General features: G+C 57.0%; 9 protein-coding genes. 5 read left to right on the top strand and 4 right to left on the bottom strand.

Annotated features, from left to right (window positions below):
• Positions 1–17: 17 nt before the first annotated feature.
• Both P406_RS18660 and P406_RS18665 read right to left on the bottom strand, forming a co-directional pair.
• Complete coding sequence (locus P406_RS18660) at positions 18–4,871, bottom strand: Tc toxin subunit A-related protein (RefSeq protein WP_046236979.1); 4,854 nt, start codon at positions 4,869–4,871, stop codon at positions 18–20.
• A 41-nt stretch (positions 4,872–4,912) separates the two neighbouring features.
• On the bottom strand, positions 4,913–7,876 hold the full coding sequence (locus P406_RS18665; RefSeq protein WP_235810412.1) for a Tc toxin subunit A: 2,964 nt from the start codon (positions 7,874–7,876) through the stop codon (positions 4,913–4,915).
• 237 nt (positions 7,877–8,113) lie between these two features.
• On the opposite strand from P406_RS18665, the gene P406_RS18670 reads away from it, so the two are divergent.
• Both P406_RS18670 and P406_RS18675 read left to right on the top strand, forming a co-directional pair.
• Positions 8,114–10,930 (top strand): RHS repeat domain-containing protein, encoded by a 2,817-nt coding sequence (locus P406_RS18670; RefSeq protein ID WP_046236981.1) that lies wholly within the window; start codon positions 8,114–8,116, stop codon positions 10,928–10,930.
• 88 nt (positions 10,931–11,018) lie between these two features.
• Positions 11,019–13,841: an RHS repeat-associated core domain-containing protein gene (locus P406_RS18675; RefSeq protein ID WP_046236982.1), complete on the top strand. Its 2,823-nt coding sequence runs from the start codon at positions 11,019–11,021 to the stop codon at positions 13,839–13,841.
• A 47-nt stretch (positions 13,842–13,888) separates the two neighbouring features.
• Here P406_RS18675 and P406_RS18680 read toward each other — a convergent pair whose 3' ends face one another.
• Positions 13,889–15,412 carry a fumarate hydratase gene (locus tag P406_RS18680; RefSeq protein ID WP_003418683.1) on the bottom strand — a complete coding sequence of 508 codons (1,524 nt, stop codon included), beginning with the start codon at positions 15,410–15,412 and terminating at the stop codon, positions 13,889–13,891.
• 179 nt (positions 15,413–15,591) lie between these two features.
• Here P406_RS18680 and P406_RS18685 point away from each other — a divergent pair, with 179 nt between their 5' ends.
• Entirely contained in the window at positions 15,592–16,530 is a 939-nt protein-coding gene (locus P406_RS18685; protein ID WP_046236983.1) for an iron-sulfur-binding ferredoxin reductase, read from the top strand.
• Between the two features lie 120 nt (positions 16,531–16,650).
• On the opposite strand, the gene pyk is transcribed toward P406_RS18685, so the two are convergent.
• The gene (pyk, locus tag P406_RS18690; RefSeq protein WP_003345368.1) at positions 16,651–18,102 is read right to left on the bottom strand and encodes a pyruvate kinase; all 1,452 of its coding nucleotides are present in this window, start codon (positions 18,100–18,102) and stop codon (positions 16,651–16,653) included.
• A 176-nt stretch (positions 18,103–18,278) separates the two neighbouring features.
• On the opposite strand from pyk, the gene P406_RS18695 reads away from it, so the two are divergent.
• Together P406_RS18695 and P406_RS18700 are read left to right on the top strand one after the other, a co-directional pair.
• Positions 18,279–18,674, top strand: a complete 396-nt coding sequence (locus P406_RS18695; RefSeq protein WP_044312107.1) for a tetratricopeptide repeat protein — start codon at positions 18,279–18,281, stop codon at positions 18,672–18,674.
• Positions 18,675–18,877: 203 nt separating this feature from the next.
• The gene (locus P406_RS18700) at positions 18,878–19,237 is read left to right on the top strand and encodes a PilZ domain-containing protein (RefSeq protein WP_003418677.1); all 360 of its coding nucleotides are present in this window, start codon (positions 18,878–18,880) and stop codon (positions 19,235–19,237) included.
• The last annotated feature ends 27 nt before the right edge of the window (positions 19,238–19,264 follow it).

Genomic DNA, 19,264 nt, shown 5'->3' on the forward strand with positions numbered 1-19,264 from the left:
CGCTTGCTCCCTGTCGGTTAACGACTTTTCGCCGTGTAGCGCATGTGCACGATGATGTCGGTGATCGAGTCGATCATGTCGCGCTGCGATGCCGGGTTGGAAAAGCTCAGTGTCCAGCGCGATATCGCACCGGTGCCCTCAAACGGCAGATAGCGCTCATCGTCGAAGTTGAAAACGAACAAGCCGTCATCGTCCACGCCGGTAGACAAGGCGATCTGCTGGCTGGCACGCAGGTTTTCTTTGAGCGGCCCGTCGGACTGTGCGTCCATCTGCACCGCGCTGTACGACTGGGTCAGGGTGGCGCGGATGTCCTGATAAGGCCCGACCGTGGCTGGCACCGACACACTGATGCGCTTGATGCGCCGTAGGTAGTGGTCCGGGTAATCCTCGTCAAGCATGGCTCGGGTGATTTCGAACTCGGCAATCCCGTCTTGCGCCAGGCGCTCGACCACTGCATCCCAGCCGTGATTGATCCCGGTATCATCTCCCTCTGCTTCTGGCAGCTGGCGCACCGAAACCGTTTTGACGATCTCCATTTTGCGCTCGTTGCGGGCCAGGTAAGCCGCGTCCATGCGCAGCAGATTCAGTTTCAGGGCCTCACCCGCAGTCAGGCCGCGCCAGGCATCCTTCCAGGCCGCGGGCTGGATGAAGGAGGCCGAGTAGTCGGCAATTTCATACTGCCAGCAGGCTTGCGTCGCCAGGCACAGTGAGAACGTGGCGTCATAGGCCTGGTAGTAGAAGGTCGAGAACTGCCCATTGAGCCATTGATAGAGCTGGCTGTTGGTGAAGCGCTTGTTGAGAAATGCATAGACAGTCTCGGCCTGTTTTTTGGCTTCCTGAGCCTGACGCAGTTGCAAGGCGGTAACGCGGGTCTGGGCGTCGTGGACAGTCAGTTGCAAGGTGATCTGTTCGGACTCGAGCAAGGCCTGATCGCGCGCGTGTTCCCATTCCTGGAGGCGCCGACGGAAGGATTCCGCGCGTTCCAGTGCCTGGCCGATAGACGTATGCTGAGCGGCGGAGGCATGAAATGCGACGGCGACCATTTCCAGCACGCCTTCCAGGCGGAAGCCCCCGACAGCACCTCCTGCCGCAGCGCCGACAGCCATGCCGCCTGTCGCACCGGCATGAAAGCCCGCATGATTAGGGGCCACTTTCAAGGCTGAAGCCGCAACGTTTGATGTGTTGGCATTCCCTTCAGCAATCCGTGCAGCGAGTAGCTCGCGGCCCACTGCGACTTCCCCTGCACTGACATTTTCAGCCGCCAGTTGGCCGTAAAAACTGGCTCGGGCATCAATCACGGCCTTGCTGGCCTCCAATGCCTTGCGTGCCTGAACTTCGACTTTTTGCGCCTCAAGCTGCAGGTCAATGGCGTACTGGGCGAACTCCCAGACCTGCTGCTGTTGCAGTTCCATCAACTGCCCTTGCTCCTTGCGCTCGATGATAGACAGCAAGGTGAAGCCGAACTGGATAAGGGTCTCCACGGCCGCGCTGGCTCTGGCGAACATGACCGGGTAGCGATAGTGCGGTGTTTCCTGAGCCAGCAAGCTCCCCGCACCGCCCTCGGTTGCGCCATTGGCGTAGGCTGCGAGCAGCGCCCGTGGGTCCAGCGGCGCGGCGAACAGCGGCAGCGACAGTGGCTTGCCGTCCAGGGTGAGGTTGTGGCGCAGGTTGTACAGGCGCGTTTCAAGCATGTCCCAGTATTTGACCAGCTCCGAATTCATCGGGAGGATGAAGTGATCGCTGTCCTCCTCGTTCAATGTCGGGTCGCTGCCGAAGGTGCTCAAGCGCAGGGACGGTTGGCTGAAACTGACAGTGGCTTTGCCATCGTTGGCGGCGGCGCTGGTACGTACCTGTTGTTCCTGCTCGACAAGCTGCTGCTCGAAAGCCCGCAGTCCCGGACTGGTGGACGCTGCCAGATCGCCCAGTGCCATCGGCGTCCATTGGCTGGTCAGTTTCACATCCGGGCGCGGCCCGAGCAGATCGAGAATACGCACGTACCACAGCTTGGCTTCGCCCAGACTGTCGGGCGTCAATTGCCGATAGGCCATGTCGCCGCGGTCGATAAGGTTTTTGATGTAATGGAAATACACCGCTTTCTGATAGCGCACCGGGTCGCTTGCCGCGATGCCGTCCGGGTCGATAGGGGCGCGCAGAAAGTAATCCGGGTCCGGTATCTCCACCAGAGGTCGAACGTTCCAGTAAGCCGGTGCGTCGCCTGTTTTTTTACGGCCCGGGTCGAAGATGAACCCGAGCCAGCGTTCGGCATCGGTGAAGCGTTGTTCCAGGTTCAGGCGATGGGAAATCATGAACGGCAGATGCAGAAACAGCTCCCAGAAGTACAGGCCGTTGGCGCCTTTGAAGTCCATCAGGTCAGCGATGGTGTCATCATCGATGGGCGGTTCCTGTAGCTGCTGGGTGTCCCAGGACAACAAGGCTTCGAGCGCAATGTTGGCCTTGTTGATCAACTCGCGGGCGAACAGCGTGTTCATGCGGATCGGGTCGCGGGTATCGATTGTGGAGTTGTCGCTGAACCGAATGCTGGAGGTGGAGAAATCGATGTATTCGGCGATCCCCAGAATGGCGTTGATGCGTTTGCTGATTTTGGGCGCGATAGGGTCGCCCCCATCAGCGGTTGTCCACTCCAGCTCTATTTCGGTGGATTTGAGGGCGTTACCGATCCAGGCAGGGGGAACTAGCGTGTTTACGGCAAAGCCGTGGGTGATGTAAAACTTTTTCGATCCGCTGATGAATTGGGTTTGCGGAAGATTTGGCAGAAGCGTGGATTTATCGAATGTAATGATTGTTTCGTAACGGCTCGGTGCTGTAATGCTGCTGGTCGGAGGTCGTGCGGTCAGCTGCTTTTGCGAGTTGTTGTGGGGGACGTTCATATCCAATGGGTAACTGAACGATTGGGCGAAAGAAAGCGTGTCAGTGTAGTGAGGCCCTACGTGTGCAGAGGGATACAGATTATATGAAGTTTCGCCTTGTATAAGTGCTATGAGTGCCCAGGATATGACCTCCGGGTCGGTTGCCGCCAAAGACATTAGCTCGACAGCGCCCACCTTCAGTTTGCCGCCTCTAAGGTTCCAGTCGGTGGTATATCGTTCTATACGGTAATAACTATTGTGTTGGTTGCGAAGGAAAGTGGTACTTGAGGGGGGGGCGGCTACAGCGCTATACAGGTTCAGCGACAGGTCGCCCCAATAGCCTCCGGTTGATTCGATTTTTAAGTTTGAGCCGTTCTGTAATATAAAGTTTTCATGGTAGATGTCGAGATCGTCGGGTTTCGTTATGAACTCAAACGTCCACTGGCTGGCTGGCTCAGTCAATATGAGTGTGGTTTTAGTAGTACCATTAATGAGGATGTCCTTGTTTATTGCAGTGCTTAATTTTATTGTGGAGTTTTCAAGGTCCAGGCGGGGTGCATAGACACCGGTCATCTGGGCTATTGCTTCCTGATGGTCTTGGTAGTCCCACCAGGTGTCGCCATTGTTTGGAGACGTTGTCAGGGGTGGTTTTAGCCTGATATACAAGCTCCACGTAAACTGAAAATTCCCCTTGTTCTTTAAAGCAAATGCCCAGCAGGTCTTGCGCACGCGAGGTTGCTCCAGACCCAGATCTGCCTTGTCGGAAACGGCGTCTACGTGGTTCGCAACTGGAAAAGCTGGTGTTTTGTTGAAATTCTTGTCGATAAAGGCCGTGTGCAGAAAGGCATACGTCGACGTTGAGCCATCGGTGTCACCAGGCGCCAGCGTTTCACCCGCATACATCGCGATAAACAGTGATTCCGGGGAGGCCGATACATCGAAGATCGAAATATTGTTCAGGTCGTTCTCAAGGTTGACTGCCTTGCCTGCCCGGGTGAAGACATTGGGTGTTGTCACGTCCATGTAGATTTGTGGCGCACTCCAGGAGTCGTCATATTTTTTATAGGAAATATTCAACACCAGACGCACATTGGGTGTGATTACCGTCAATGGCGCGATGTCAGCCGGTGGGGTGATGGGGATACTGCCATCGGCGCCTGGCTTAACCGTACCTTCGCGCAGCGTAACCGCTACCTGTTCGGTCACGTGAACCAGGTCCACCCACGTCACAAACAACCGGTTGTTGAAATACACCGGGCGAATGGTTCTTTCCAGTGTATTGGCATTGATGCCGATCTCGGCCCGCTTCCAGTCGGACCAGGCACCGGGTGTCGGGTTATCGTATTTCGGCCCTTCAGTCCCTTCTTTGTAGGCGCGCTCATTCATGTCTACGGTGCGCCAATAATAAATATTCTCGGCGCGCGACTTGCCGATAAAGTAATACTTGCCTTCTGCGAATCGGTCGCTGTCGATGTAGCCGTTGATGATCGTCAGGTTGGCGACTTCTTCAAAACTGGCCAGATAGGCTTTTACCGCATCTTGCGCCGTGTCGATATTGATCCTGTTCTGATTGATGTCGTTTTCCAGTTGCGTGAAGTAGCCGGATTTCTTCAAGCGCAATGCCGGAGAAATATAGATTTCCGGATACAGTGCCAATTGCATATTGGCCGCCCAGATCGGGTATTGACTGCTGCGTTCACGCCACTCGACAAAGCGCGCTTCGGTCGGCAGCAGCGTTTCATAGCCCGGCTCCATGCCCAGTAACGTGCCATTGATGAGCTGCTGCAGGCTGCTCATTGCCGATGCGACATAGCTAGTCTGGACTTCATTGCTGACCTGATTGTCGAGCAGAAAAAACTCATACAGGTCATTGGCGGTTTTCAAGCGCTGGTCCAGGCCCAGGCGCTTCAGCATAGGGTCGTTGGGTACGACCTCACTCAGATAGTAAGCCACCAGCGCATCGCGGAAGGATTCGTTGAGCCGGCTTTCAAGGGTATCGGACATGATCAGGCCTCCATGGCATTGAACAGGTTAATGCTCACGGCTTAACGGTTGGCGGCTATCACGGCTTCGCCTACGGACTTCCAGTGCGAGGCCGTGCTGGTCGCTGTCAGGTCAGTAGCCGACAGTAATTGTCTTGCCGAAAGGCCGGTGACGTCACTGGCGCTGTGCATCCGGCTTAACCAGTCCACCTCGTGCATGCTGGAAGCGATACGATCTGACCCGGTCAGCAATGCGTTTGCGGCCAGCACTTCAGATGACGTCCAGCCTGTCAGTGACGCCAGCCGCGCAGCACATTGTGTAGCGTCTCGCTGCGGGTCATTGGCTTGCTTGAAATACTCGAGCAGCGCTTCCTCCGGGTAACCGCAGTGGTCGCGCCAGTTGCTGTAACGGTCGAGCAAATACAGACTGTTCGGTGAGAGATAAAACTGGCCTTCTGAGCCTGCGTACAGCCAGCTTGGATTGATCAAAAAAGTGCGCAGTGCCCGGGCGCTCAGCCCCAGTTGCTGGCTGACTTCTGAATAGCGAATCAGCGTCGAGAGTGTCTCAATGACGCCATTATCCCAAAGTAACGCAGCGAGAAACTTGCTTACGTCGCTGCCTGCCCAACGTATCACCGGCTCGCAACGGTCCGGCGGCAAACCGGTGAGGGTCAGCAACAGTTCTTCCACCAGCCGATGTTGATTCCGATAGCCGTTCAATACGAACGTTGCAAGTCTGGCTTCGACTTCGCTTGCAAGGGGTTCCGCGATGTCTATGGAGGACAAGCGTTCATGCAGGGTGCGACGGATGCTGACCGCGGGTTCCTCGTGCAGCGGCAGAGTCCTGACCAGCCCTGATTCGTCGATCAGGTAAGAGAGGATTAACCACCAATTGATGGTGTTGTTTTGGTCATCCTTGCTTGGCAAGTCAAGGGATGCCAGCTGGTCGCTGTTCACTACAGCCAGGCGCGCATCATTGGTTAATTGCTCAAGCTGAACAGTCAGCTCCTGCGTGACTGTTGTTTCGGTCATGTCCCAGCCTGCCTGACGTCGCAGTGTGGTGACGTCTCGATCAGACGCTTCGAGCCATGTGACTGCCCAGTCCAGGTGCATCAGGATATCGAGCACGTCCGGTTCGGTGTCGTCGAGTTGACCTGAGACCACCTTTTTCCGAAAAGACAGAGAGCCTAGCAGGTCGATCAATGCCCGGCATTGCGCGGTGGTCAGACCGAACATCGAAGCAATGCGGGCTTGGCGGTACAGCGAAGAGATCATGCTCAAGTTGAGTCTGAAGTCAGTGGGCGCGTTACCAATCAGTTCGCGAACATCGATGGCCAGCTGCCTCAGGCCCTCATGAGTGCTGGATAAATGCAAGGCTCGGCTCAATTGAGCGCGAGCTTTGACGTGCTCGCTACTGTCCTGATCGAGGTCGAGAATCGACCCATCCAACACCAGCGGGGTATCGAACAATGCAGGGTTATTGAATACCCGGTCGAACATCGGCAAGCGTCCGTCGTTTGCCTCGCCGGGCATCTGGTGAACAAAGACTGCAAACTCTTCCGGCGCGAGGCCGTAACGTTTGTTCAGATACCGATAGGTTCCCAGTGCGCGTAGCGTATTTTCCGTCAGCACCATCTGAAGGTTCACGGCGCCTCCGGAGCGAATGACCGCCATGACCAACGTGTCCAGCGCTGTAAAAGGAATGCCCGTCCAGCGCTGCAAACGGATCATGCGTTGCAGGCGGTCGAAGCGGTCCACGCTGGTGTTGACCAGCCGCTCAATGCCGTATTCATCCTTGTTCAGAGCCATTGCCGGCTGAGTGGTCGGGCCATTGACGTAGCCAGCTCCGAATCGAGCCTTGATTGCTGTCAGACTTGCCTCGCGTGGGGAGTCTTCATCCGCGGTGTGTCCCGCTGACAGGATGTTGGGAGAGGCATAGGCCGTGTGGCTGCCGATGGCAAGAAGGGCTTCGACTCCGTCGCTGTCCAGACCCGTCTTCTCCAGGAAGACGTTCAGATTATTCAAAGGATTGCTGGCGTCGTCGACGTAATCAACGTTGTATTTCGTTTTGAAGAACTGGCGGGTCAGGTCTGCCGACGTGTCGGCGTTTGCCTGACTGGATAAGGCAGGTTCAAGCACGATTGCCTGTTGCTCCGGGCCTGCTCCGCTCATCAGCACCTGTGCAATGGCACTGGAGTGCTGCACTTTCCCATAGTCACTGCCGTACCCTGACGTGGTTGGAACTTCAAGGCTGACGCGGTAATTCAGCTCGCCTAGCGTTGGTTTCTTCCCGTCAAGCCCAAGGCTGATCTGTTGAAAGTGAAAGTTGTAAGGAAACTGAAACGGGTGTTGTTTCTCGGCCACCAATTGGTAAATAGTCTTGCCCTTGTCTTCAGGCACCGTGTCCACGTAGGCGTTGATGGCTTTACTTAACACCTGATTGACGATATGCAGCGTAGGCACTGGCGTGAAGGTGCTTTGTTGATCGATCAACAGATCCTTGAGGTCAGGCCGTCGTTCATCGAGTTTGATTCGGCTCGGTTCCGCCACGCTGCCTTCCAGCTGTTCCAGCGCAAAGCGGTACAAGGACGTCAGGTACGCCACTGGCGAATCCTTGGCCTCGATTGTACCCACCTTGCAAAACAGGTCCCAGTTCTCCTTGAACAGATTAGGGAAGCCAGGCCCGATGTCTACCAGCGAACGCACGCCGGTGCGCCGCGTCAGCTGTTGGGTTCGGCCTGAGGACAGCAGTTGATTGCGATACAGGCGCACGATCTGGGTGGCGTAACAGCGAGCGTTTTCATAGGCGAGCGCTGCATCAGCATCACTGATACGCGAGAGTTCGTGAACAAAAGCGCTTTTGGAGCGCCGTACGATATCGAACACTGAATGGATGTTAAGTTTTTCCATCGCGTTGATGAACGGTAACGTGTCATCGCCATGTTCGTGCGTGTCGTTCCCGGTTCGGGCCAGGTTGCGTAGAAGGGAGAAGGGTTGCTCGGTCATGTCCGGCGCTCCAGTGGTCATGACACAGCCTTGTTTACCGTGGCGCTCGCGTCTAGCTGACAAAAGTGTCAGTCAACCATCAACAACACCAAGAATTTCGCGGCAAAACAAAGCATTAGCGCCCGACGCTGAAGGTATATTCATTGGCGATTGACCACCCAAAGGTTATGCCTATTGGTTCTTGACCAAACAGCGTGCGTCCGTCTGTCTGCTGTTATGGTTGAAGGGCGTCACTAACGGCGGGTAGAGGTTTCAAGGATGAGCTCGATCATGCACACCAACACGCCGCAATTGGCGATCAGCGATTCACGGGGTCTGCCAGTACGCAGTGTGCAGTTCTACCGTGGCGCTGATGGTCAGCCTGTCGAAGCCAGGGTGACGCAGCACTATTTCGACGAGGCCGGGCGACTGATCGCCAGTCGCGATCCACGTTTTTCCAGTCGTTCGAACGATGGTGTCTGCGCGCCTGTGAACCTGATGCAAATTGTCAGCTTGTCCGGGGCTTCGCTGCTATCGAACAGTGTCGACTCAGGTTGGCGGGTGAGCCTGAACGGCGAAGCGGGGCAGTTAGTCGACAGCTGTGACGGACGTGACAACCCGCGCCAGATCGAATACGACGAGCTGTTGCGCCCTTTGGCGATCAACGAATCAGGCCGAATGACCGAGCGCTTCACTTATGGCGGGCCTGCCACTGCTGAGCATAACCAGTGCAATCAACTGATTCGCCATGACGATACGGCAGGCTCGCGCTTGCTGCTGGACTATGGACTGTCGGGTAGGGCGTTGAGCGAAAAAAGGTACTTTCTGCAGTCGCCTGACAGCCCGGACTGGCCACTTGCCGAGCCTGATCGTGATGCACTGCTCGAGCCCGTCGGCCTGCAGACGCGCTGGGCTTTCAACGCGCAGGGCGAGGACTTGGCGCAAACCGACGCCAACGGCAATTTCCATCGTTTCAGTCATGGTGTGGCTGGGCAACTGCACGCTGTTGAACTGACCCTGGCCAATACGGCACAGCCGCAAACGCTGGTCAGTGCCATTCACTACGACGCGTTCAATCAGGTCGAGCAGGAGACGGCAGGAAATGGCGTGGTCAGTCGCTATTTATATGATCAACAGGACGGTCGTCTGATTGAGCTCAGTGCGCTATCTGCTGACGGCTCAGTGCTGCAAAAACTGAAGTACAGCCATGACCCGGTGGGCAATATCCTGCTCGTCAATGACGCGTCCCAACCAGACCGATATTGCGACAACCAGCTTATCGAACCGATCAGCCGTTACCGTTACGACACGTTGTATCAGTTGATCGAAGCCACGGGTCGGGAGGTCAGAAATGGGGCCAGCCATGGTCCCGCGTTGCCCGGGCTGCAATCTCTGCCGACGCTCGATCCTTGCCAGGTCAGCAACTACAAACAGAATTATAGCTACGACGCTGCGGGTAACCTGCTGCAAATGCGCCACGAAGGCGCACACAACTTCACCCGCAACATGCACGTTGATCCCGACAGCAATCGCAGCTTGCCCGACGATGACGGGGATGTGGATTTCGCTACGAGTTTTGATGCCAATGGCAATCTGCTGCAACTGGTTCGCGGGCAGGTTATGGGCTGGGATGCGCGTAATCAGTTGCAGCACATCACCACTGTGCAACGTGAAGACGGGTCGAACGATGACGAACGCTATGTCTATGACGGCCAGGGTCAGCGCTGCCGCAAGATCACGCGTTCGCAGGCCTCAGGGCGTACCCTCGTCAACGAAGTGCGCTACCTGCCGGGGCTGGAAATCCGCACCACGGCCGATGGCGAAATTCTCCACGTTGTTACCGCTCAGGCGGGTCGCAACAGCGTGCGGGTGTTGCATTGGGAAGCTGGAAAACCGGGCTCTATTGCGAACGATCAGGTGCGTTACAGCTTGGGTGATCATCTGGGCTCGAGCACGCTGGAACTGGATCAACAAGGTGGCCTGATCAGCCAGGAAAGTTATTATCCGTTCGGCGGCACGGCCTGGTGGGCGGCGCGCAGTGCAGTGGAGGCCAAGTACAAGACCGTGCGTTATTCGGGTAAAGAGCGTGACGCCAGCGGGCTTTATTATTACGGGTTCAGGTATTACGCGCCGTGGTTGCAGCGGTGGATCAATCCGGACCCGGCAGGGGCTGTGGATGGGTTGAATTTTTATGCAATGGTTCGGAATAATCCGGCAGCTTGCGTGGACCCCTCTGGGCTCGCCGGCGACTATCGTGGACGGCGAGACAGTGTCGAGCGTGACGTGTTACGTGATACCGACATTCTTGCACGTGGTAGAAGCGAAATATCAAGGCTTCCAGACACTGAAAGTAGTTATATGGACAAGGCTTTCAAGCTCGCTCACCTTGCCTTTGATGAAAGCTCAACAATTCTCGCCGCTCCGGGGTTGGCGGACATGCCTGAAATGCTGGTGAGTTATGTGTTGGGGGACAGCGTCAAGGAGAGGCTTGGCGAGGTGGTTGAAACATACACTGCGACGGCGGCCATGCTGAAAGAATATGATGAAGGAGGGGAGCAGTACAATCAGATTGCTGTGATGAAAAGCTATCCAGGGACGGATGCATTTATTGACCTTGAAGATCAGCATAAGCGCATATTCATAGTAGAAGACTTTTTAAAGCATCATGTGGCGGGCACATCAATCACACTGGGGCATGAAGTGTCCCACATCGTCCGCGACAACGAAATTCTTGATTTCGGGTACCTGGCTCCCGGCTTACGGGATGAAGAAGACGCCGCTATAAGTGAGGACCGCTACCTGACGCACCTTGAGGGCGGGCTTCAGTCGGCGATGGAATATTCTTATGGTCAAAAAAATCCGCACATGTTTCGAAGCGTCAAGCGCATGATGCAAAAGAATGTGCTAGGTGCCGAGAGAGCCATGGAACTTTTCAAGGTCAAGAGCATGCAGGACCTGAAAGTCGAGCGTTTGAGCGATCCCGGAGTACGAACCAATCTATTGATGAACAATGCAGACAGCTTGGCAATGTTAAGTTTCATGCTTGCGGAGTCGGCTGTGAAAGGCCGTCTGAGAAGCTGGGGTGCATTGGTATAATGCCGGCAGTGGGCAAGGCTGACAGTTTTTATAGCTGCACGCCCATCGCCGGGAATAAGGTCATATCAAACTTTCATGGATGAAGGTCATGAGTTCGATTGTGCACAGCAATACGCCAATACTGGCGGTCATTGACCCGCGTGCGCTGGCCGTGCGTAGCGTGCAGTTCTGTCGAACTGTGGCCGGGCAGCCTCTTGCCGCGCGGGTGACCCATCAGCGCTATGACTGGGCAGGGCGTCCGGTTGTCGGTCGTGATCCGCGTCTGTTCAGTCGCTCGGAAACCGAAGCGCAGACCCCGGCAAATCGGCTGGTCAGGTTCAGCCTGTCCGGAGCGGCCTTGCTGAGCGAAAGCGTCGACTCGGGTTGGCGACTGAACCTGATGGGCGAGGCCGGGCAGTTGCTTGAAAGCCGGGACGGGCGAGGCACTCAGCGCTTGATGGAATACGACAGTTCGCTGCGCCCGGTCTCTGTGACAGAGCAGGGGCTTGTCGTCGAACGCCTAGCCTATGGTGGTGCCGACGCCGCTGAGCATAACCAGTGCAATCAACTGATTCGCCATGACGATACGGCAGGCTCGCGTTTGCTGCATGATTACGGCCTGCTTGGCGCTGCGCTGGGTGAGGAACGGCATTTTTTGCAAGCGCCTGAAAGTCCGGACTGGCCGCTGGGCGAAGCAGAGCGCGATGCATTGCTTGAGCCAGTCGGGCTGCAAACCCGCTGGGGTTTCAATGCGCTGGGCGAAGTGCTCGTGCAGACCGATGCCATGGGCAACACGCAGGCCTTTGGCATGACCGTTGCTGGGCAGTTGAAAGCTGCTGAACTGACATTGGCCGGTGCCGCACAGTCGCAGACGCTGGTCAGTGAAATTCATTACAACGCGCTTGACCAGGTCGAGCAGGAAACGTCGGGCAATGGTGTTGTCAGTCATTTCCAATATGATCCGCAGGACAGTCGGCTCGCTGCACTCAACGCGATGGCGGCAGATGGCGCGCTATTACAAAAGCTGATTTACAGCTATGACCCGGTCGGTAATGTACTGGTGGTCAACGATGCGTCCCAACCAGACCGCTATTGCGACAACCGGCTTATCGAACCGATCAGTCGCTTCGGGTACGACACGCTGTATCAGCTGATCGAAGCCAGCGGCCGTGAAGTCAGAAACGGTGCCAGCCATGGCCCGGCGCTGCCCGGTCTGCAACCTGTTCCGACGCTCGATCCTTGCCAGGTCAGCAACTACAAACAGAATTACAGCTACGACGCAGCGGGCAATCTGCTGCAAATGCGCCACGAAGGCGCGCACAACTTCACCCGCAACATGCACGTTGATGCCGACAGCAATCGCAGCCTGCCCGACGATGAAGGAGAAGTGGATTTCGCCACAAGTTTCGACGCCAACGGCAACCTGTTGCAACTCGTGCGTGGGCAGACCATGAGCTGGGATGTGCGTAATCAGTTGCAGCACATCACCACTGTGCAACGTGAAGACGGACCGAATGATGACGAGCGCTATGTCTATGACGGCCAGGGTCAACGTTGTCGCAAGATCAGTACTGCGCAGGCATCAGGTCGCACACTGATCAACGAAGTTCGCTACCTGCCGGGGTTGGAAATTCGCACCACGGCCGATGGAGAAACTCTCCACGTCGTTACGGCTCAGGCGGGACGCAACAGTGTGCGGGTGTTGCATTGGGAAGCTGGAAAACCAGATTCCATTGCGAACGATCAGGTGCGTTACAGCCTGGGTGATCATCTGGGCTCAAGCACGCTGGAGCTTGATCAGCAAGGCGGTCTGATCAGCCAGGAAAGTTATTACCCCTTTGGCGGCACGGCCTGGTGGGCGGCGCGTAGTGCAGTGGAGGCCAAGTACAAAACAGTGCGTTATTCGGGTAAAGAGCGCGATGCCAGCGGGCTTTATTATTACGGGCTCAGGTATTACGCGCCTTGGTTGCAAAGGTGGATCAATCCGGACCCGGCGGGGGATGTGGATGGGTTGAATCTGTACAGGATGGTCAGAAATAATCCGCTTGTTTACGTTGATGCGAAGGGCCAGCAACCTGAACCTGTTCCAAAAACTATTCATCAGATCTGGATAGGTGAAAACCGGGATGCCTTGAAGGCTCAGGTCGACAATATCAACAGAACCGTTAAAATGGCCTCGGGCTATAAAGTAATGTTGCATCTGGAAACGAGCAGGCCGGATATTTACTCTGAAATCGAAAAAGATTTGAGATCGGAAGTCGTCCCGCTCGCTGGGTCCGATTTTTTCCAGCGGTTCAAGGAGCAGCCGCTTTACGTAGCTTATGAAGATTTCCGAAAAAACAATCAGAATTACGCATTCGCGGTAGACGTTTTACGTATGCATACCGTTCATGAGTTGGGCGGAATTTATTCAGACGTTGATGATGTTTATGCCGGCGCAGATACCGAGGATATGACGCCGTTGGGAGATCAATCACTGCTTGCTGAGCAGAACGAAGTTCTAACACTGAACCCGGTTCATGTGCCTTGGGAATCTGAATATTCGGTTGACAGTTTCATGGTTAATAATAGCTCGTTTGCCGCTCATGCCGGTGCTGGCGTATTACACGATATGATGGACGAAGGTGTCAAACGGTATAACAGTGCTTTAAACAGCGGGCTCTATCCAGATCCCATGGGGCTGTCGGGGATCGGCTTTAATTTAATTTGGAACGATGATGCAGACGCAAGGGTGCGAGTATTGTCAAACATCGTAGGCCCTGGTCTGTTTACAGACGTAATAGGCCGATCTGATCAAGAGTACGGAGACTTACTGGATCATTTTAGAGCTTACGTTTTTGACGACGCCCCTTTTACAGCTGACGAACAAATGATGAGGAAAATGCCGTTGAACGCCTATATACGGAGCGGCGCGGCGCAAACCTGGCGCTGACCATAAACGATAAAACCCGCCTCGATGAGACGGGTTTTATCCGGTGTTTACTGCACTTCCACCGCCAGACTGTCGCTGATCTTCTTCTGCCAGATCTGCGGGCCGGTGATGTGAACGGATTCACCGGTGCTGTCGACGGCAACGGTCACCGGCATGTCCTTGACCTCGAACTCGTAGATCGCTTCCATGCCCAGTTCGGCGAACGCCACGACGCGGGATTTCTTGATCGCCTGAGCCACCAGATAGGCAGCACCACCAACGGCCATCAGGTACACGGCCTTGTGGTCACGGATCGCTTCGATGGCGGTCGGGCCGCGTTCGGATTTGCCGATCATGCCCAGCAACCCGGTCTGGTCGAGGATCTGCCGGGTGAACTTGTCCATCCGGGTGGCCGTGGTCGGACCGGCCGGGCCGACGACTTCTTCGCGTACCGGATCAACCGGGCCGACGTAGTAGATGAAGCGACCCTTGAGGTCTACCGGCAGGGTTTCGCCCCTGTTGAGCATTTCGACCATGCGCTTGTGCGCCGCGTCGCGGCCGGTGAGCATCTTGCCATTGAGCAAAACGGTTTCGCCCGGTTTCCAGCTTTGTACTTCTTCCGGGGTCAGCGTATCGAGGTTGACGCGGCGGGCCGATGGGCCGGCTTCCCAGACGATTTCCGGATAGGCGTCCAGCGATGGCGCCTCCAGCGAAGCAGGGCCGCTGCCGTCGAGCACGAAATGCGCGTGGCGGGTGGCGGCGCAGTTGGGGATCATGCACACCGGCAGCGACGCGGCGTGGGTCGGGTAATCCATGATCTTCACGTCGAGTACGGTGGTCAGACCGCCCAGGCCCTGAGCGCCAATGCCCAGCTGGTTGACCTTCTCGAACAGCTCCAGGCGCATCTCTTCGATACGATTCTGCGGGCCGCGGGCTTTAAGTTCATGAATGTCGATGGACTCCATCAACACTTCCTTGGCCATGACCGCGGCTTTTTCTGCGGTGCCGCCGATACCGATGCCGAGCATGCCCGGCGGGCACCAGCCTGCGCCCATGGTCGGAACGGTTTTCAGAACCCAGTCGACGATCGAGTCGGACGGGTTGAGCATCGCCATCTTCGATTTGTTTTCCGAACCGCCGCCTTTTGCCGCGACGTCCACTTCCACGGTGTTACCCGGGACGATGGAGTAGTGAATGACGGCAGGGGTGTTGTCCTTGGTGTTTTTGCGAGCGCCTGCCGGATCGGCAAGGATCGAGGCACGCAGCACGTTTTCAGGCAGGTTGTACGCGCGGCGCACGCCTTCGTTGATCATGTCGTCCAGGCCCATGGTGGCGCCGTCCCAGCGAACATCCATCCCCACGCGCACGAAAACCGTGACGATGCCGGTGTCCTGGCAGATCGGGCGATGACCGGTCGCGCACATGCGCGAGTTGATCAGGATCTGGGCGATGGAGTCACGAGCGGCAGGCGACTCTTCACGCAGATACGCCTCGTGCATGGCCTGGATGAAGTCTACGGGGTGGTAATAGGAAATGAACTGCAGTGCGTCTGCAACGCTCTGAATCAGGTCGTCTTGCTTGATCACGGTCATGCGGCGCGCTCCTCTGTAAGGACGGGAACATTCAATTACGCTATCGGCGGCAGTCTGGAACTGCGGCTTGAACCAGAGCTGTCAGGGTGGCGATAGCGGGCGCAAAAAGGCGCGGCAGTATAACCCGCCCGACGGGCCAGTCTGTACAATCGCCGTTATTTTCTGCACAGGCCGTTTTGATGCCTCAATTGCATGTGGGTGAGCTTAGCTGGTCGGTGGCATCGGCCAGCAATCTGCTCGACGCCCTGAACCATGCCGGTATTCCGGTCCCTTATAGCTGTCGTGCCGGCAGTTGCCATGCGTGTCTGGTGCGCGTCGTAAAGGGCGAGCCTGAAGACGCTTTGCCCGACGCGCTGCCTGCCGAAAAGCGCCAGCAGGGTTGGCGGCTTGCCTGTCAGTGCCGAGTGACGGGGGATCTGGCTGTCGAGGTGTTTGACCCGCAACGTGATGGCCTGCCTGCCACAGTGGCAGGCTGCGACTGGCTCTCTGCATCGGTGCTGCGTTTGCGTCTGGAGCCAGCGCGACCGCTGCGCTACAGCGCCGGGCAGCACCAGGTATTGTGGACTGACAGCGGTGTTGCGCGGCCTTACTCGCTGGCGAGCCTTCCCGGTGAGGATGCGTTTCTGGAGTTTCACATCGACTGCCTGCAGCCCGGGGCCTTCCGTGACGTTGCCCGCCAGTTGCAGGTCGGCGACGCCCTGAGGCTCGGCGAGTTGCGTGGCGGGGCGCTGCGTTACGACCCGGACTGGCAGGAAAAACCCTTGTTGCTGCTGGCCGCCGGCACCGGGCTCGGGCCCTTGTGGGGTGTACTGCGCGAGGCGCTGCGCCAGGACCATCAGGGCGCCATACGTGTGATTCATCTGGCCCGCGACAGCCAGGAGCACTACCTGGCCGATGAACTGCACGCCCTGGCTGAACGTCATCCCCAGCTGCATGTTGAGCTGGTTACCCCGCAGACGCTACAGGCAACCCTGGCTGAACTGCGCCTGTTGTCGCGGCACGCGATGGCACTGGTGTGCGGCAGTGCCGACAGCGTGGAGATGTTTGCCAAGCGCCTTTATCTGGCGGGGCTGCCGCGTAATCAGTTGCTGGCGGATGTGTTTGTGGCGCGGGAGTAAGAGTGACGTCAGTTACAGCTCCTGTTCTTCGGCACGATAATCACATGATTCGCAGGACTGACCCAACGCAAAAGGCCCCGACTCTTGCGAGACGGGGCCTTGGCTTGCCGTGTGCTGCGATCAGACCAATGGGTCGCCGACGTGCAGAATCTTCATGCCGTTGGTGCCGCCAATGGTGTGGTAGCTGTCGCCCTTGGTGAGGATGACCCAGTCACCTTGCTCGACCAGACCACGCTTGAGCAGTTCGTCGACTGCGGCCTGGCTGACCTGACCTGGCGGCAGGGCTGCCGGGTCGAATGGCACGGTGTAGACACCACGGAACATCGCTGCACGCGCCTGAGTACCACGGTGCGGAGAGAACGCGTAGATCGGCACCGAAGAGCGGATGCGCGACATGATCAGCGGGGTATAGCCGCTTTCGGTCAGTGCGATGATCGCCTTCACACCCGGGAAGTGGTTGGCGGTGTACATGGCCGCCAGCGCGATGCTTTCATCGCAACGGGTGAAGGAGTGGCCAATACGGTGGCTGGAAGTCTTGCCGGTCGGGTGCTTTTCAGCACCGATGCAGATGCGGGCCATGGCCTGAACTGCTTCGATCGGGTAGGAGCCTGCAGCACTTTCAGCCGACAGCATCACGGCGTCGGTGTAGTCGAGCACGGCGTTGGCCACGTCGGACACTTCGGCACGCGTCGGCATGGGGCTGGAGATCATCGACTCCATCATCTGCGTGGCGACGATCACCGCCTTGTTGTGGCGACGAGCGTGCAGGATGATGCGTTTCTGTACGCCGACCAGTTCAGCATCACCGATTTCGACGCCCAGGTCACCACGAGCGACCATGACCGCGTCACTGGCGCGGATCAGTTCATCCAGCACTTCGTCGTTGGCAACGGCTTCGGCGCGTTCGATCTTGGCCACCAGCCAGGCCGTACCACCGGATTCGTCGCGCAGCTGGCGAGCGTATTCCATGTCGGCGGCGTCGCGCGGGAAGGAAACGGCCAGGTAGTCCAGGTCCATCTCGGCAGCGAGCTTGATGTCCTGCTTGTCTTTTTCGGTCAGTGCCGGCGCCGTCAGGCCACCACCACGACGGTTGATGCCCTTGTGGTCGGACAGCGGACCACCGATCAGCACGGTGCAGTGCAGTTCGTTAGCGGTCTGGGTGTCGACGCGCATGACCACGCGACCATCGTCGAGCAGCAACTCGTCGCCTACGCCGCAATCCTTGACCAGATCCGGGTAATCGATACCCACGATCTGCTGGTTGCCACTGGTCAGCGGATGAGCGGTGGAGAAGGTGAACTTGTCACCGACCTTCAGCTCTATTCGCTTGTCGGTGAACTTTGCGATACGGATCTTCGGACCCTGCAGGTCGCCCAGCAGAGCGACGAAGCGCCCGTGTCTGGCGGCGATTTCGCGGATCAGCCTGGCGCGAGCCTTGTGCTCGTCCGGAGTACCGTGGGAGAAGTTCAGACGAGCAACGTCCAGACCCGAAAGGATCAGTTGTTCGATGACTTCCGGCGAATTGCTTGCAGGGCCAAGTGTGGCGACGATTTTGGTGCGGCGAACGGTCATGCACAAACTCCTTAATTGAAGCGCAGCGAGAGGCTACTCCTGTCTGGGTCTTTAGTCATTGTTCCTTTGCACTACCGTGTCAGGGTCAGGGAGGGCAATCGGCTGACAACCGGCGCTCTATTGGCCTGAAGAAACAGACTGTGACGCCGATACAGGGCAGAGAACAGGAGAGTCCCATGCGTATTGTAACGATTGTTGTATTACTGACTGCGCTCAGCGGTTGCACCCGCTGGGCGATGAATTCCAACCTTGATCACGCCTACCGTGCCTATCAGGAGGGTGACTGTGATCGGGTGATGCTCGATCTCTCCAAGGTCGAACGCCAGAGCCGCTCGCGCCGTTATGTCCAGCCGGAAGTGTCGATGTTGCGCGGCCAGTGCCTGGAACGGCAGAAATTGTATGTCGATGCGGCACAGACCTATCAATTCCTGATGGCGCAGTATCCAGAAAGTGAATACGCCTTCCGTGCACGCGCCAGACTCGACACGCTGGCACAAACAGGTCTTTACCCCAGGGCTCAACCTGCCAGACCCATGCCTGTACCGGTTCGAAACGCTCCTGTATCGAAATAATTACCCTCGTTTGAATGGAAGATGCTGTGTTCGGGTGGATTTCGAATAATTGTGAGCTAGGCTGAGGTCACAAAGCGGACGAGCTGCAGGGCTCCGGGCCAAGACTGTTTCCTGGATAGCCTCCGTCGTGCAGCGCATTAGAAGTCCGCAACGAACGCACGGTGCCGCGTGGTCGCAGCATCGGTCTCGGAAGGCAGCCTGCCATGTATAAAGAGCGGAAAATCGAACGTCATCAACTGCAGGATTATCTGCAGGTTTTCAATTGTCATACCGGCAAGCTGGTGGGGTGTCTGGGGAATGTGTCCGGTGATGGGCTGATGCTTATCAGCAGCCTGCCGGTGCTTGTGGGCGCGAGATTCGATCTGTGCCTGAAACTGCCGAATGGCAATGTCGGACAGCCCATCGATGTGAGCGCCAAGTGCCTCTGGTGTCACGAAGACGAGACACCCGGCAGCTATGACTCCGGTTTTGAATTGTGTCAGGTCTCGACGGAGTATCTGGAGTTCGTGCAGTTGTTGCGACGGTACTTCTGTTTTTACCCTTCCTACGAAGCCTCTGCCTGAGGTTGCTGCCTGACAGGCAGGGCGTCG

The sequence above is a fragment of the Pseudomonas syringae pv. coryli str. NCPPB 4273 genome, from assembly GCF_000972175.1.
GTDB lineage: Bacteria > Pseudomonadota > Gammaproteobacteria > Pseudomonadales > Pseudomonadaceae > Aquipseudomonas > Aquipseudomonas syringae.